The organism is Pedobacter sp. KBW06 (assembly GCF_003852525.1).
Lineage (GTDB): Bacteria > Bacteroidota > Bacteroidia > Sphingobacteriales > Sphingobacteriaceae > Pedobacter.
Map to the genome: position 1 here is coordinate 2,118,392 of NZ_QAJL01000001.1, position 16,063 is coordinate 2,134,454.

Sequence of the window (16,063 nt, forward strand, 5' to 3'; positions counted from 1 at the left end):
TCTATAATTCTTTCACAGCCATCTTAAATTGATTGCCACGGTCCTCATAATTCTTAAACAAATCGAAGCTTGCACAGGCAGGCGACAACAATACCGTATTTCCTTTTTTAGCCAGGTGATAAGCCATCTTAACTGCTTCATTTGCAGAAAAAGTATTGACAATCACTTCCACATCATCTTCAAAAGCTTCGTGAATTCTTTTATTGTCTTTTCCTAAGCATACGATTGCCCTTACCTTCTGGCGAACCAGGTCCTTCAGCATGTCGTAATCGTTTCCTTTATCTACACCCCCCATGATTAAAATCACATCGGTATTTACGCTTTCCAATGCATACCAGGTAGAATTCACATTCGTTGCCTTGGAGTCATTGATATATTCCACACCAGAGATCTTAGCCACATGTTCCAGTCTGTGTTCAATATTCCTGAAGTCCCCCATGCTTTCACGAATGGTAGCATTTCTGATCTCTAATACTTTTGCCACTATGCCCGAAGCCATAGAGTTATAAATATTATGCTTGCCTTGTAACGCTAGTTCTATGATGGACATGGTTAATGGGTCTTTATGGTTAATATTGATATGCATGTTGTTACTTTCCAGGTATGCGCCTTCTTCGATTTGTTTTCGAATAGAAAAGGGGTACATTTTTGAATTAAACCTGATGTGTTTCATTGCCTTTATCGTCTCTTCATCATCGGCACAATAGATGAAAGTGTCATTACTACCCTGATTTTGAGCGATACGCATTTTTGATGCCGCATAGTTCCCCAACTTGTAGTCATACCTGTCCAGATGATCTGGTGTGATGTTTAATAAAACAGCGATATCTGCTCTAAAATCATACATATCATCCAGCATAAAACTCGAGATCTCCAGGACATACCAGTCAAATTCAGCTGTAGCTACCAAAGCAGCAAAGCTATTTCCGATATTTCCTGCCAATCCAACATTCAAACCTGCTTTCTTCAAAATATGGTAAGTCAGCATGCTTGTCGTTGTTTTACCATTAGATCCTGTAATACAGATCGTTTTGGCATCGGTATATCTTTTCGCGAACTCAATCTCAGAGATCACCGGAATCTGTTTCTTTTTCAAGGCAACAACGATCGGCGCTTTCTCCGGAATTCCCGGACTCTTGATCACTTCAGCTGCATTCAGGATCTGTTCTGTCGTATGTTGTTTTTCTTCAAACGCGATGTTCAACTCCTGCAGGCGTTCTTTATACTGAGAAGCGATGGCACCAAAGTCAGATACAAAAACATCAAAACCTTCTTTTTGCGCCAGCATTGCTGCACCTACACCGCTTTCACCGGCACCTAAAACGACTATCCTTTTATTTTCCATTATCGTAGTTTTAAAGTGATGATGGTAATAATGGCCAAAAGAATTCCAATGATCCAGAAACGGGTAACGATCTTCGCTTCATGGTATCCTTTTTTCTGATAATGATGGTGTAAAGGCGACATCAGGAAAATCCTTCGTCCTTCACCAAAACGTTTCTTGGTATATTTAAAATAGCTCACCTGGATGATTACCGACAGGTTCTCTATCAGGAATACTCCACATAAAACCGGGATTAACAATTCTTTACGGATCATGATGGCAAAGGCCGCAATGATTCCTCCGATGGCCAGACTTCCGGTATCTCCCATAAACACCTGTGCAGGGTAGGAATTGTACCATAAGAAGCCCACACAAGCACCCACAAAGGCACCCGCAAAAATCATCAGCTCTCCTGAATTGGGGATATACATGATGTTCAGGTAATCTGCGATCACGGTATTACCGGATACATAAGCCAATAAGCCTAAGGTAAGTCCGATGATGGCCGAAGTACCTGTCGCCAGTCCATCAATCCCATCCGTAATGTTTGCCCCGTTGGATACTGCGGTTACGATAATCACCACAAACAACAGGAACACGAAAACCGCATATTTCTCATACCCATCGCCCAAAAACTTAAGGACTTTGGCATAATCAAACTCATTGTTTTTATAAAAAGGCACATTGGTCAGGGTAGATTTCACATCCTGAGTATAGTAAAAGCTTTCTCCTTTTTGTCTCAACACCATTGGTGCCGTAGTTTTCGAGATTCCCGATTCATCAACCGTTTGTCTCACCACGATATTGGGATTGAAATACATCGTCCAGCCAATGATTAAAGCCAGACCAACCTGTCCTACAATCTTAAACCTTCCCGCTAAACCTTCTTTATTTTTCTTGAAGACCTTGATATAATCATCTACAAAACCGATGATACCCATCCACACGGTGGTGATGATCATCAGCAATACGTAAATATTCGAAAGGTTGGCCAGCAATAATGTAGGCACCAGAATCCCTAACAGGATCATGATCCCGCCCATTGTTGGCGTTCCCTGCTTTTGCATTTGTCCTTCCAGACCCAAATTTCTAACCGTCTCACCCACCTGCATTTTTTGCAGATAATCAATAATTCTACGGCCATAAACCGTAGTGATGATCAGGGAAATAATCACTGCCAATGAAGTCCGGAAAGTGATGTATTGAAACAACCTCAATCCCGGGAAATCGTAATGCTGATTTAGATATTCAAACAGATAGTACAACATTAGCTGATTAAGTTTAATTGTTCCATTAATATTTCCTTATCATCAAAATGATACCTCACTCCATTGATCTCCTGATACTTTTCGTGCCCTTTTCCGGCAAGCAGGATGATATCACCTGGCCTTGCTAAATGGCAAGCCGTTTTTATCGCCTCTCTTCTATCCACTATACTCAACGTCTTACGTTTATTTGTTGGCGACACGCCCTTTTCCATTTCCTCTACAATTGTTTGTGGGTTCTCCGACCTTGGATTATCCGAAGTCAGGATCACCTTATCACTCCAGTCGCAGGCCACCTGTGCCATGACCGGACGTTTTGTTTTATCTCTGTCACCACCACAACCGATGATGGTGATCACTTGTTCTGTACCTTTTCTGATGTCATGAATCGTGCTCAACACGTTCTGAACCGCATCCGGAGTATGTGCATAATCCACTATTCCGATGATGTTCTGACTGGAAGTGATGTAATCAAATCTTCCTTCCGCACCGGTCAGGTTACTCAAAGCTGTCAATACCGTCAGTTTATCCTGACCAAGTAGTACTGCCGTTCCATAAACTGCCAATAGGTTGTATGCATTGAAAGAACCTACCAGTTTAAAGAATACATCTGCATGGTCAATATCCAGGTGCAAACCATTAAAGCTGTTCTCTACTACCTTCGCTTTAAAGTCGGCCAGTTGTTTCAGTGCATAAGTTTGTTTTGTTGCCCTGGTATTCTGCAGCATCACCATTCCATTCCTGTCGTCCAGATTGGTCAATGCAAAAGCATTCGCCGGAAGTCCGTCAAAAAATGCTTTCTTCGCTTTAATGTAATTGTCAAAGGTCTTGTGAAAATCCAGGTGGTCATGTGTAATGTTCGAAAACACCCCGCCTGCAAAGCTCAATCCCTCAGTTCTGTGCTGAACAACCGCATGAGAGCTCACTTCCATAAAGCAGTATTCACAACCTTCATCCACCATGTTCTGCAACAGCTCGTTTAAAGCAATTGGGTTAGGTGTGGTATGTGTTGCAGGAATCACTGCATCATTGATGTGGTTCTGTACCGTAGAGATCAGGCCTACACTATAGCCCAGTTCACGGAACAATTTAAATAATATCGTTGCGATGGTCGTTTTACCATTTGTACCGGTAATGCCAATCAGTTTTAATTTTGAAGAAGGATTATGGTAGAAGTTAGCCGCCATTGCACCTAAGGCAACCGAAGTATTTTCTACCTGAATATAAGTCACCTCTGCATGTTTGTTTTCAGGAATCTGTTCACAAACGATTACTGAAGCACCTGCATTAATGGTATCCGCTATATATTTATGTCCATCGGACAAAGTTCCTTTGATTGCAAAAAATACAGTATCCTTAATGATCTGACGGGAATCAAAAGCAAGCGCAGTCACCTCCCTGTTGGTTACGCCAACCAGGTTTGTTATTGCTATTCCATATAAAACATCTTGTAACTGCATACTATCTCAATTCTAATTCTACTGCCAATCCTTTACCTATTTTACTTCCTGAAGGGATAGACTGACTAAACACCTTTCCACTTCCGATCACCTTTGTTTTCAATCCTACATTCCCTAAAAGGTACAATGCGTCTTTTAAGCCCATTCCATTTACATTCGGCATAATTCCTTTGATAGAATTATACTCTTCATACACCACACCATTATTGGTATCGATGCTGTTGAAATAGGTAGACTTAGCCGCATAAAGCGATTTAATTCCTAAAGCAGTATATACTTTCTTCACTGCTTTACTCTGACCTGCTTTCGCTTCCGGGTTTTTCGTATTCCCTACTAAGTGGTCTTTTACATTGTTATACATCTGCATATCACTTGCGTAAATGCGGTCTGCAATTTCTTTAAATACCGGACCAGCTACTGTTGCACCATAATATCCGTTCTTAGGACCGTTAATGGCCACAATGATCGAATACTTTGGTTTATCCGCAGGGAAATAACCACAGAAAGAAGCCTGATAGCTTCTCTTTGCCTTATACCCGTTTCGGCCATCTGCCACCTGTGCAGTTCCTGTTTTTCCTGCAACCCTGTAAAACGGAGAGCCCATCAGCTTACCTGTTCCTTTGGTCACTACAGATTCCAGCATGGCCTGCAATTTCTTAATCGTTTTCTCAGAACAAATCCGCTCGCTGATCACCCTGGCTTTAAACTGCTCAATTGGGTTTCCCAGTCTTCTGATCTCTTTCACAAAGATAGGAGCGATGTATTTTCCATCATTTGCCACTGCGTTGTAAAAGGTCAGCATCTGAAGTGGTGTAATCTGCATCTCATAACCATAAGCCATTTGTGGCAGGGTCATGTTCTTGTTCCAGCTTCTGTTAGAAGGATTTTTGATCACTGGTTTCGCTTCTCCAGGGATCTGCAGCCCCATTTTCTCGTTCATGTGGATGTCATACAAATGATCCGTGAACTGAGAAGGGTTATCCTTATAATGGTTGTTTACCAATTTTGCAATTGCTGTATTTGCAGATTGTTCAAAAGCTTTCATCACCGTTACCACACCAATCCCACCATGTGAATCTTTAATTGTATGTCCCGGAATTCTGTAAAAACCATCACCGGTATCCACCAAAGTATTTGTATCTACCTTTTTATCTTCCAGTAATGCCATGTAAGAAGCCAGTTTAAACGTAGATCCGGGATCCTGACTACCACCAATGGCATAATTAAACTGCTCTTCATAAACACCTTCAGATACCCTGGTATAGTTTGCTACCGCACGTACTTCACCGGTATTTACTTCCATCAAAATTACCGTACCATGGTCTGCATCACTTAATTTCAACTGTCTTTCCAGGGCAGTTTGCGCAAGATCCTGCATATTGATATCGATGGTTGATATAATGTCAGCTCCTTCTTTAGGCGCTACTTCTGCTTCGTCATTTACCGGCATCCAGACACCACCAGCAATCCTTTGCACCAATCTTTTACCGCTTTCTCCATTGATGTAATTTCCATAAGCGCCTTCCAGACCTACCCCATTGGCAACGTTCTCGTTTTTATAGCCAATTGTTCTCGACGCCAGAAATTTGAAAGGTTTAATTCTTTTGTTCTGTTGTACTGCAATTAACCCACCTGAATACTTCCCGATGTTATATAACGGAAACGTTCTGATCGTTTTCAGTTCCTGATAACCTATTTTACGTTTGATCAGCAGGTAACGGGCACTGTCCTGTCTCGCCGAACGCAGGTAACGTGAATATTCTTTAGGCGTTTTATCTTTAAAAAACTGGGATAATTTCAGGGCTAAGGAGTCAACTTTCCCATAGAACACTTTATCATCATCGATTCCACCGGCAAACAAATCCATCCTCAGTTCATACTCAGGAATAGAGGTCGCAAGCAGGCTTCCGTCTGATGAATAGATATTTCCACGAGCAGCTTCCACATTGATATACTTAGTAGAGAGGCTATCGGCCATGGCACGCCATTTATGCCCCTCTACAAACTGTACATCACATAGTCTGACCAATACTGCCACGGCAAGCAGTACAATCAGTCCGAAAGACAGATAAACACGTAATAATATGTTTGCTCTAATGTTCATTAGTGTTGATTACAATTTTTTTAGGAGGTTCGGTTAATTCCTTAATTCCCAATGTATCTACCTTTTTTGCAACTTCAGTCAATTTGCTTTTGAACATTAAGTCTGCTTTTAGCGACTTATATTCCCAGCTCAACTCTTTTACTTCTTTATTTAATTTGTCAATATTTCTAATGTTCTTTACTGCCATATGGCTGTTTGCAATGTATAGCATACACAAAACAGACAAAAACAGTAAAAACGGTAACATATCTGTTGCCGCTTCCTTAGTCACTACACCCTCGGTAAATAACTTTTTAAAGAACGCTTTTTCACCTTCAGGCTCCCTTACTTTCCTCCGTGGTTTCTTCAACTGAATTTCTTCAGGTTCCAAATCCTCCTCTTCTATGTGGTGCCTGAACTCGTTATTCATAGCTTTTCTCCAATTCTGAGTTTGGCACTCCTTGCCCGGCTGTTGCGTTCCAGCTCTTCAGCATCCGCAACCACCGCTTTTCTGGTGATGATTTTAAGGGGTTTTTGTTCGTTCCCATAAAAATCTTTTTCCACCTCACCTTTAAATTTCCCCTTTGCTATAAAATTCTTAACCGGTCTGTCTTCCAAAGAATGGTAGGACATCACCACCAAACGGCCACCTGTTTTTAAGACATCGGCTGTTTGCATTAAAAAATTCTCCAGCACTTCAATTTCTGCATTGACCTCGATACGCAAAGCCTGGAACACCTGAGCCATATATTTATACTCTTTTCCTTTCGGAATGTGTGCACCTGCTGCTCTTTTAAAATCCGCAAGCGTCTTAATCGGTTGTTCCACACGGCCGGTTACTACTGCACGGGCCAGTGATTTTGCATTCTTCACCTCGCCATAAATTCCGAAAATTTTATGAAGCTGATCTTCTGTATAGGTATTCAAAACATCAGCAGCCGTTAAAGCGCCTTGTTTGTCCATACGCATGTCCAGGTCAGACTCGAACCTGGTAGAAAAGCCTCTTTCCGGCACATCGAACTGGTGGGAAGAAACGCCAAGGTCGGCCAGGATCCCGTCTACCGCTCTATAACCCAATAAGCGCAGGTTATTTTTGATAAAGGCAAAATTCTGGTCTACAAAAATAAAACGTGGGTCATCAATCTTATTCCTTTGTGCATCAGGGTCCTGATCGAAGGCGATCAACACTCCGTCTTTACCTAAATGCTTCAGGATTTCTCTTGAATGTCCGCCACCACCAAAGGTCACGTCCACATATACACCATCAGGTTTGATATTCAAACCATCGATACATTCTTTCAACATTACGGGGATGTGGTAATTATTCTCCATCATTCCTCCTGTTCTTATTGCCCATTACTTCTTCTGCAAGCATTGCAAAATCTTCAGGCTCTTTATCAAACAAAGCATCATACGATTTTTTAGACCAGACTTCAATCTTGTCAAACTGACAGGCCAGAACCAGTTCTGCACTGATTTCTATGCCTACAGATTCCAATAAAGACTTAGGTAAATTCACCCTTCCGGTCGCATCTAGGGTCAATTCCGTCGCGCCACGGGTAAAATATCGAATAAATTCTCTGTTTTTTTGTTCGTACGGATTCAACTTACTTAACTCTTCCACGATTCCCTCCCATACTTTTTTAGGATAGATCACCAGGTGCTTTTCAAAACCCCTGTTAATCACAAGTCCCTCTTGCTCAACGTTGGGCAATTGTTTTTTCAGAGACGAAGGAACCATCAAGCGGCCTTTCGCATCCAATTTACAATCAAATTCTCCTAACAATTGAACCATTTTAATATGTGCACTTTTTATGTAGGGTAAAAATAGATATTTCTACCACTTTTTACCACATTCTACCACAAAAAATTATCAACATATTTCGTACCAAGATTTTTGCCACTTTAAAGTGCTAAAAAGGCCTAAATCAAGGTGGTAAAAAAAACAGGCGTTTCGTTTTAAACGAAACGCCTGTCCTAAATTTAGTCTAAAATATTAGGCATTGATCGCCTTTACTCCCGGCAATTCTTTACCTTCCATATATTCCAGTAATGCACCACCACCGGTAGATACATAACTCACTTTATCTTCTAAATTAAATTTGGCAATTGCTGCAGCAGAATCTCCGCCACCAATCAATGAAAAAGCGCCATTCTCCTGAGTAGCAGCCACAACCGCATTTGCAATTGCACGGGTACCATGCTCAAAATTAGCCATTTCAAAAACACCCATCGGACCATTCCAAAGCAAAGTTTTTGAATTTTTGATCACCTCAGAAAACAGGTCGATACTTTTCGGGCCGATGTCCAACCCCATCCAGTCTGCAGGAATATGACCAGTGTCTACATCCTTTTTCTCTGCATCATTTGCAAATTTATCAGCGATGGTGGTATCAAGTGGGAGGTATAACTTCACCCCTTTTGCTTTCGCTTTTTCCAACAGTTCCAGGCAAAGTGCCATTCTGTCTTCTTCCAACAGGGAGGTACCGATCTCACCGCCTTGTGCTTTCGCAAAAGTATAAGCCATTCCACCACCAATGATCAGGTTATCAACTTTATCCAATAAGCTTTCGATCAGTAAAATTTTATCAGACACTTTCGCACCGCCCATAATTGCGGTGAAAGGTTTCACTGCACCATGATTTACTTTTTCTGCATTTTTCAATTCTTCTGCCATCAGATAGCCGAAGTATTTATCGTTAGGGAAAAATTCTGCGATGATCGATGTAGAGGCATGTGCACGGTGTGCAGTACCAAAAGCATCGTTTACATAGACATTTCCAAGTTTAGACAACTTTTCCGCGAAATCTCTGTCGCCTTTTTCTTCTTCTTTATAGAAACGAAGATTCTCCAATAACAACACTTGTCCCGGCTCCAGATTTTTGGCTTTATCTACCGCAGATGCACCAATACAATCGTCTGCAAATTTCACTTCCAAATCCAGCATTCTGGAAAGGTCACCTAAAATGTGTTTCAAAGAGTATTTATCTTCCGGACCGCCTTTTGGACGTCCCAGGTGAGACATCAGGATTACAGAACCACCGTCATTCAATATTTTAGTAATGGTAGGCAATGCTGCACGCATCCTTTTATCATCAGTAATGTTAAATTCCGCGTCCAAAGGAACATTAAAATCCACTCTGATTAAGGCTTTCTTATCTTTGAAATTACACTGGTCTATTGTTTTCATCCGTATATAGTTTTTTTTTAAAGGTTATGAAGCGATCATCAGCATGTTTATTGTGGTTTCTATTGGTATGCTGATAATGGTTTCATTATTGTTATTGTTTAGAATTATTGGTTTTGATGGTCCTGCAGCTTAAAAAAGAGACAGGTTTGACTAAGGTTATTTTACAGCCAGCAACCGGATCATATTGAAATGCGGGCCTATCCCCGGTATTTCAAACTCTTCGGAAATCATCGTAAAGCCAAGCTTCGTATAAAAAGCAGCGGCAGAACTACGGGCATTGCACCAAATATAAGCAGCATTAGCGGATGTCAGTTCATCAATTGCAAAATTTATGAGCTTTGCGCCATACCCCTTTCCTGCAAAGGCCGGATCAGAAGCCATTCCACGCAAACGGAAGCCACGAGGGCCATGTTCAGGATGGTCTTCAGGGAAGATGGTCGCCACAGAAACCAATTGATCTCCGGCGAAGCAACCCAGATGCAAGCCTCCCCCGATGTGATCCTGAGGAAACACACATTGCGCTTCCGGAAGCCCATTTCTGAGCACCTGGCTGCGTAAGGGCAGCGTTTGTTCGGCTGATATATATTTAACCATTTATTTTTTCAATTTTTTGAACCAGGTCTACCAATCTTGCGGAATATCCGGATTCATTGTCGTACCATCCCACCACTTTCACCATATCCCCCACGATGGAAGTCAGCTGTGCATCAAAGATGCAGGAATGTGGATTGTCTAATATATCAACGGAAACAATCGGGTCTTCGGTATATTCCACCAAAGCTTTCAACTCCTGCTCCGAAGCCTTTTTAAAAGCTGCATTAATTTCTTCGATCGTTGTCGGAGACTTCAACAGACAGGTAAAATCGGTTAAAGAACCATTCAGAACCGGAACCCTGATCCCGGCACCACCTAACTTACCTTCCAGATGAGGAAAAATATTGGTAATTGCTTTTGCTGCACCGGTACTTGTCGGAATGATGGAAGCCGAAGCTGCCCTTGCCCTTCTTAAATCCTTGTGCGGACCATCATGAAGGTTCTGATCGCCGGTCATGGAGTGAACCGTAGTGATGTAGCCTTCTAACACTCCCCAGTTATCGTCTAATATTTTCACCATTGGCGCCACATTATTCGTTGTACAGGAAGCATTGGAAAGAATCGTACTTTTCAAATCTATCGCCTCGTCATTTACACCAAGTACCACCATAGGAATGTCTTTATCCGCAGCCGGTGCAGAAATCAGCACCTGTTTAGCCCCTGCCAGCAAATGTTTGCCAGCTCCTGCCCTGCTGATGAATTTACCCGTAGATTCCAGCACCAGGTCAATCTCCAGTGCTGCCCATGGAAGCTCCTCAGGATTGGATGTTGAATACAGCTGAATCTTCTTCCCGTTAATGATTAAGGCATCTGATTCAAAAGAGACCTTCCCTTTAAACCCTCTGTGTACCGTATCATACTTAAACAGGTGCGCCAGCGTTGCCGCATCACCTAAATCATTGATGGCCACAACATTGATGTTTTTCTCAATTGCCCCGCGTAAAAACATACGGCCAATTCTACCAAAACCATTAATTGCTATATTCATTTCTATCTGTTGTTTTGTTGGTGTAGCAATCCAAAATGCCTCCCGGCTTTTGTAAATTACGGCGCAAAAGTACCTATATTCTTTATAGGAGCGGTACTATTTCCGGATAGAATATTAAAAATTACGCAGCGATTAATTTCGGCCGATATTTAAAGTATCCCTGAGCAGAACGTCTCTTAAACGGTAATTTTTATCCGCTGTTTTTCGGATCGCAAAAGTAAGCAGGCCATTCCACAGCATACAGATAAAAAACTGCAGCATGATCAGGGTAAAATTGCCGAGATGCTGCAGCAAAAGCGTCATTCCTACCATACTGATGTTAAAAACAAGCAAACGAAAAACCACCGTCCCATCTGTATAGCCCAATTGTTTCAGGCGGTGGTGGACGTGATTTCTATCCCCGGAGAATGGGGATTTGTGCTGCAGGAGCCGAATTAAAAATACCCTCAGACAATCAAATACAGGAACGATCAACACTGCCAAAGCAAGGGCTATGGCCGAGTCTGAAGTTAGGAAACTGAGCCCGCCTCTATCTTCGAGGGAAACAAACCTCAGCGCCATTACCCCGGAAATCAGTCCAGTCAGCATCGCCATGGCATCTCCCATGAATATTTTTGCCGGAGCATAATTAAACAGGAGAAAGCCGGCAAGTGATCCCGACAGGATCACTGCAATCCCCCCGTAACTGTGATCCTGCCCGAGACCGAGGAGAATGCCAAAGAAAAGGTTAACAAAAAGCCCCAAAGTTCCTGCCAGTCCATCCAGCCCATCGATCAGGTTAAAGGCATTGCTCAGCAGCACAAACAGAAAAACCATTAGCAAACCAATCCAGCCGGGTTCCTCCTGCCAACCTGCAAAGACCAGAATCATGGCCGATACCGATTGCACAAAAATCTTTAAAACCGGACCTGTTCCGCAAACATCGTCGTTCAGCCCCAGGATAAACAAAAGTATAAATGAGGACAGTACGAAGAGCAGATTTATATCTGCCCTCAAATCGATGAACAGTAAAATACCGGCCATTAACCCGGCAAATATGGCAAGCCCACCGAGCCTCGAAATGTTCCTGCCGTGATTTTTGCGCCTTCCGTCTGCCTCATCATATACTCCTAAAAGAAAGGAGAAGCGAACGACTACCGGAATCAACAATGCAACCAGCAAGAAACTAAAGGCAAACAAAACAATCCCTTTCATCATAAACGTCTAAAAAAACTGTCTTATTTTCCTTAGCTTTTTTAACAGCAGTACTAAAGAAGGATAGGGGATTTCATGAGCGATCAATGCCTTATAATCAGAAACTGCAGCCCTGCTCCGTTTCCTGAGAGAACCATTGCTTACACCACCCAACCTCATATTTACCAGCACCCTGTCTAAAAAAACCGCATCGATCCTGTTGCGATAGAAATACCTCAGGATCAATTCATAATCCGCAGAGGTTCCGAAATTCAGCAGGTAGCCACCCCGGGAAAGAAACAGTTCTTTTTTTAAGAATAAGGTAGGGTGAGCAGGCATCCAGCCATACTGCAGGTCCTTCCTGCTGTAGACTTTAGAAAACCATTTCCGATGCGCCTCAGCAGGAAAATGCCGTTTTATAAAATTCAAATTGCCATATACGGCTTCACATTCATTCCGCTGAAAGCATTCGGCTACTGCGCTGAGCACTCTCCGGTCGGCAAAACAATCGTCTGCATGCAATATCCCCAGCACTTCACCTGTAGCGACCGCAATCCCCTTATTTAATGCATCATATAAACCCCGGTCTTTTTCCGAACAGAAATAAGAAATCTGCTTCAGGTACCTGTTGATGACCTCAATGGTGCCATCTGTTGAGCCTCCATCGATTACGATGTATTCTACAGTCAAATGATCCTGGCCAACCACAGACAAAATGCAATCCTCAATAAATTCCACACTATTAAAAACAACTGTAACGACACTTATTTTCATAATTAACACATTTGATTGACATCAAATATATTAAAAATACTTAATAGTTAATTAAAATGCTATCGTAAAAATAAAAAAGCCCATACTTTCTCTATCAAATCAGGGGCATTCGCACTAAAGTCCCTGCAAGACAAGTTCAGGCGCATAAAAAAAACGGCTTAAAGGATTTCCTTCAAGCCGTTTTTTTAATACAGATAAAGCTTAGTTTGTTTCTGTCTTCAGGAAAGACCTCATTTGCGCTTCAAGTTCCGCATGTTCAGTCAGCCATTTCTCCACTGCCACCTTCTCATTGTCATTGCTTTCCATCGCCGCCATTAAGGAACCCAGCTCCTGATCATCCAGCTGAAAATTTCTAAAGAAAGTTGTCACCTGTGGGTTTGCCAGCACAAAATTCTTGTTCGCCACGGTCTGTATGGATTCCACAGCTCCAAACACTCCTTTAGGATCGTTCAGGAACTTCAGTTTATAATTGCTGAAAATATAATGGGGAGACCAGCCTGTAATGACTACAGGTTGCTTTGCATCTATACTTTTTTTCAGAATGGCCAGCATTGCTGCTTCACTGGCAGATTGCAATTCGAGTTTCAAACCATAATCTTTAACCGCAGCTTCTGCTTTATTCATAATTCCGGCTCCGGCATCAATGCCCACAATTTTGCCGTCAAACATCGCTGCATTGGCGTTCAGTTCTTCAATGCTATTGATCTTTACATAGTCGGGCACCACCAAACCGATCCTTGCATTTTTAAAATTGGTGCCCAGCATTTCCAGCTTAGCCCCAAATTTATCGATATATTCTTTATGCGTTACCGGCATCCAGGTATCCAGAAATACATCCGCATCCCCTCCTGCTACTGCTGCAAATACCGGTGCCACATCTGCATTTTTCAAATCCACGGTATAACCTTCTCTTTCCAGCAGGACTTTAGACAAATGAGTCATCGCAACCCCTTCTGCCCAGTTCACATAAGCTATCGTTACCTTTTTATCATTTGTTGTATTTCCGCAGGAGTAAACCATTCCGATGGTTAATGCAATTAATATTCCGCTGATGAATCTTTTCATAGTATGTTTTTTTCTGTTCACTGATCAATTTATACGCTGATCAACATATGCGTTTATCTTTTTCTTCTTATGCGTTTATCTTTTTCTTTGGTCCGAACGACTGTGTAATGCGGTCAAGAATCACTGCGAGGATGACCACTGCAATTCCGCCTTCAAAGCCTAACCCGATTTTCAACTGCGTAATTCCTTTAAGCACAACTTCACCTAATCCACCTGCTGCAATCATTGCAGAGATCACGACCATAGAAAGCGCCATCATAATTGTTTGGTTTACCCCTGCCAGGATCGTCGGCAATGCCAATGGCAATTCTACTTTAAAAAGTAACTGACGTGGTGTTGCTCCGAAAGAGCGTGTTGCTTCTACAATGTCCTTTGGTACCTGACTGATTCCAAGCGTCGTTAAGCGTACCGCAGGGGGCATGGCAAAGATCACCGTAGCAAATGCTCCGGGAACCTTCCCAAGTCCAAAAAACAAGACTGCAGGGATCAGGTAGACAAAAGCAGGCATTGTTTGCATTAAATCCAGCACCGGCCTGATCAGCTTCCCCGCCAAAGGCGTTTTTGCGGCCCAGATTCCCAAAGGAATGCCCATCAATAAGGCGATGAAAGCCGCAGATAAGATCAATGCCAATGTTGCCATAGTTTGCGCCCAATAGCCCATTCCCCAAATCAGGCCCAGGCCCAGAATGGCAAATATCATCAGTCCCCAGCCCGTCCTTTTCCAGGCCAGAAAAGCAATTAATGCAATGATAACATAGAATGGAGGGAACATCAGGATCCACTCTACGGAGTTCACAATAGACTCCACCACCACTTTGATCACATGAAATAATGTGGCAAAATGAAGGGTAAGCCAGTTTATAAATTGTTCTATATAAGTTCCTATATGTATCATACTATATGATTTCTTTTTGAAGGTTATCAATTGTGTTTCCTGTAACATTTTCCCAGTTTGCGCCGGTTGTTTCGATTAGTAAAGAAGTTTGGGCAACAATACCGATCAGTTTATTTGTCTCGATATCTACAATCGGAACCGCTCTTCCATTTTCTGCAATGAAAGGCAGCATCTGCTCTACGGTAGTTTCCGGATAAGCGACAGGGATATCTTTAATGATTGCTTTTTCGATCGTATGTTCACCTTTTGCTTTCAGCTCCAGAATGTCTTTCAGGTAAACAAAACCAAGAAAATGCTTATCTACAGAAACGGCAGGCAGTGAGGTCAGTCCGGAAGAACGCATTTTGCGCAGGCTTCCTTCTACCCCATCTTTTCTCAAAATCGCCACTGTTGGTTTTTCAAACATCAGGCTGGCTGCTGTAATGATCGACTTACGGTCTACTTTTTCCACAAATGAGGATACATAATCCGTTGCCGGGTTTGTCAATATATCTTCAGGGGTTCCTATTTGTATTACTTCTCCATCTTTCATGATTGCAATGCGATCTCCCAGGCGAATGGCCTCATCGAGATCATGTGTAATAAAAACAATAGTCCGGTGCATTTTCTCCTGCAATTCAATCAGCTCATCCTGCATTTGTGTCCGGATCAGGGGATCTAATGCAGAAAAGGCCTCATCCATCAATAAAATCTCAGGATCGTTGGCCAAAGCCCTGGCCAGTCCCACGCGCTGTTGCATCCCTCCTGAAAGTTCGCCCGTATGTTGGTTTTCATAGCCATTCAGGCTTACCAGATCGATCACTGTTTTTGCTTTTTCCTCACGTTCTTTTTGCGGGATATCCTGCAACTCCAGTCCGAAAGCAACATTTTCAAGAACGGTACGGTGCGGCAGCAGTCCGAAATTCTGGAAAACCATGGCCATTTCTTTACGGCGAACGGCTTGCAATTCTTTTTCTCCCAGGCTGGTAATGTCACGCTGGTTTAAAATCACCTTTCCTGAAGTTGGCTCGATTAAACGGTTCAGGCAGCGTAATAAACTTGATTTACCACTTCCCGACAATCCCATGATGACAAAGAATTCACCCTGCTCAATGTTAAAACTGGCATTCTTTACCGCTACGGTACAACCTGTTTCTTTAAGAATCTCCGCCTTGGTTTTCCCTTGCTTCAATAATGAAAGTGCCTCCTCTTTTTCTTTTCCGAATATGAGTGTGAGGTCTTCTATCTTAAGTTTAGACATGTCTTTATGTGT

The 16,063-nt window shown here is 42.4% G+C and carries 15 protein-coding genes; all 15 read right to left on the bottom strand.

What is annotated here, in order from left to right:
• Position 1: 1 nt before the first annotated feature.
• Entirely contained in the window at positions 2-1,345 is a 1,344-nt protein-coding gene (gene murD, locus DBR43_RS08655) for a UDP-N-acetylmuramoyl-L-alanine--D-glutamate ligase (RefSeq protein ID WP_124579774.1), read from the bottom strand.
• Positions 1,345-2,592 (bottom strand): phospho-N-acetylmuramoyl-pentapeptide-transferase, encoded by a 1,248-nt coding sequence (gene mraY, locus DBR43_RS08660; RefSeq protein ID WP_124579775.1) that lies wholly within the window; start codon positions 2,590-2,592, stop codon positions 1,345-1,347. The genes murD and mraY overlap by 1 nt, the downstream gene beginning before the upstream one ends.
• Complete coding sequence (locus DBR43_RS08665) at positions 2,592-4,049, bottom strand: UDP-N-acetylmuramoyl-L-alanyl-D-glutamate--2,6-diaminopimelate ligase (protein ID WP_124579777.1); 1,458 nt, start codon at positions 4,047-4,049, stop codon at positions 2,592-2,594. Before DBR43_RS08665 ends, mraY begins: the two co-directional genes overlap by 1 nt.
• A 1-nt stretch (position 4,050) precedes the next feature.
• Complete coding sequence (locus tag DBR43_RS08670) at positions 4,051-6,153, bottom strand: penicillin-binding protein (protein WP_124579779.1); 2,103 nt, start codon at positions 6,151-6,153, stop codon at positions 4,051-4,053.
• The gene (locus DBR43_RS08675) at positions 6,143-6,562 is read right to left on the bottom strand and encodes an FtsL-like putative cell division protein (RefSeq protein WP_074609260.1); all 420 of its coding nucleotides are present in this window, start codon (positions 6,560-6,562) and stop codon (positions 6,143-6,145) included. The genes DBR43_RS08670 and DBR43_RS08675 overlap by 11 nt, the downstream gene beginning before the upstream one ends.
• Positions 6,559-7,464, bottom strand: a complete 906-nt coding sequence (gene rsmH, locus DBR43_RS08680) for a 16S rRNA (cytosine(1402)-N(4))-methyltransferase RsmH (RefSeq protein WP_124580528.1) — start codon at positions 7,462-7,464, stop codon at positions 6,559-6,561. Before rsmH ends, DBR43_RS08675 begins: the two co-directional genes overlap by 4 nt.
• Complete coding sequence (gene mraZ, locus DBR43_RS08685; RefSeq protein ID WP_124579781.1) at positions 7,454-7,927, bottom strand: division/cell wall cluster transcriptional repressor MraZ; 474 nt, start codon at positions 7,925-7,927, stop codon at positions 7,454-7,456. Before mraZ ends, rsmH begins: the two co-directional genes overlap by 11 nt.
• Positions 7,928-8,128: 201 nt before the next feature.
• On the bottom strand, positions 8,129-9,322 hold the full coding sequence (locus DBR43_RS08690) for a phosphoglycerate kinase (protein ID WP_124579783.1): 1,194 nt from the start codon (positions 9,320-9,322) through the stop codon (positions 8,129-8,131).
• A 156-nt stretch (positions 9,323-9,478) separates the two neighbouring features.
• On the bottom strand, positions 9,479-9,916 hold the full coding sequence (locus DBR43_RS08695) for a GNAT family N-acetyltransferase (RefSeq protein ID WP_124579785.1): 438 nt from the start codon (positions 9,914-9,916) through the stop codon (positions 9,479-9,481).
• Complete coding sequence (gene gap / locus DBR43_RS08700; RefSeq protein ID WP_124579787.1) at positions 9,909-10,904, bottom strand: type I glyceraldehyde-3-phosphate dehydrogenase; 996 nt, start codon at positions 10,902-10,904, stop codon at positions 9,909-9,911. Before gap ends, DBR43_RS08695 begins: the two co-directional genes overlap by 8 nt.
• Positions 10,905-11,036: 132 nt before the next feature.
• Entirely contained in the window at positions 11,037-12,101 is a 1,065-nt protein-coding gene (locus DBR43_RS08705; RefSeq protein ID WP_124579789.1) for an MraY family glycosyltransferase, read from the bottom strand.
• A 6-nt stretch (positions 12,102-12,107) separates the two neighbouring features.
• On the bottom strand, positions 12,108-12,851 hold the full coding sequence (locus DBR43_RS08710; RefSeq protein ID WP_124579791.1) for a glycosyltransferase family 2 protein: 744 nt from the start codon (positions 12,849-12,851) through the stop codon (positions 12,108-12,110).
• A gap of 201 nt (positions 12,852-13,052) precedes the next feature.
• On the bottom strand, positions 13,053-13,916 hold the full coding sequence (locus tag DBR43_RS08715; protein WP_124579793.1) for a glycine betaine ABC transporter substrate-binding protein: 864 nt from the start codon (positions 13,914-13,916) through the stop codon (positions 13,053-13,055).
• A 67-nt stretch (positions 13,917-13,983) separates the two neighbouring features.
• Entirely contained in the window at positions 13,984-14,811 is an 828-nt protein-coding gene (locus tag DBR43_RS08720) for an ABC transporter permease (RefSeq protein WP_124579795.1), read from the bottom strand.
• 1 nt (position 14,812) lies between these two features.
• Positions 14,813-16,051, bottom strand: a complete 1,239-nt coding sequence (locus DBR43_RS08725) for a glycine betaine/L-proline ABC transporter ATP-binding protein (RefSeq protein WP_124579797.1) — start codon at positions 16,049-16,051, stop codon at positions 14,813-14,815.
• Positions 16,052-16,063 lie beyond the last annotated feature (12 nt).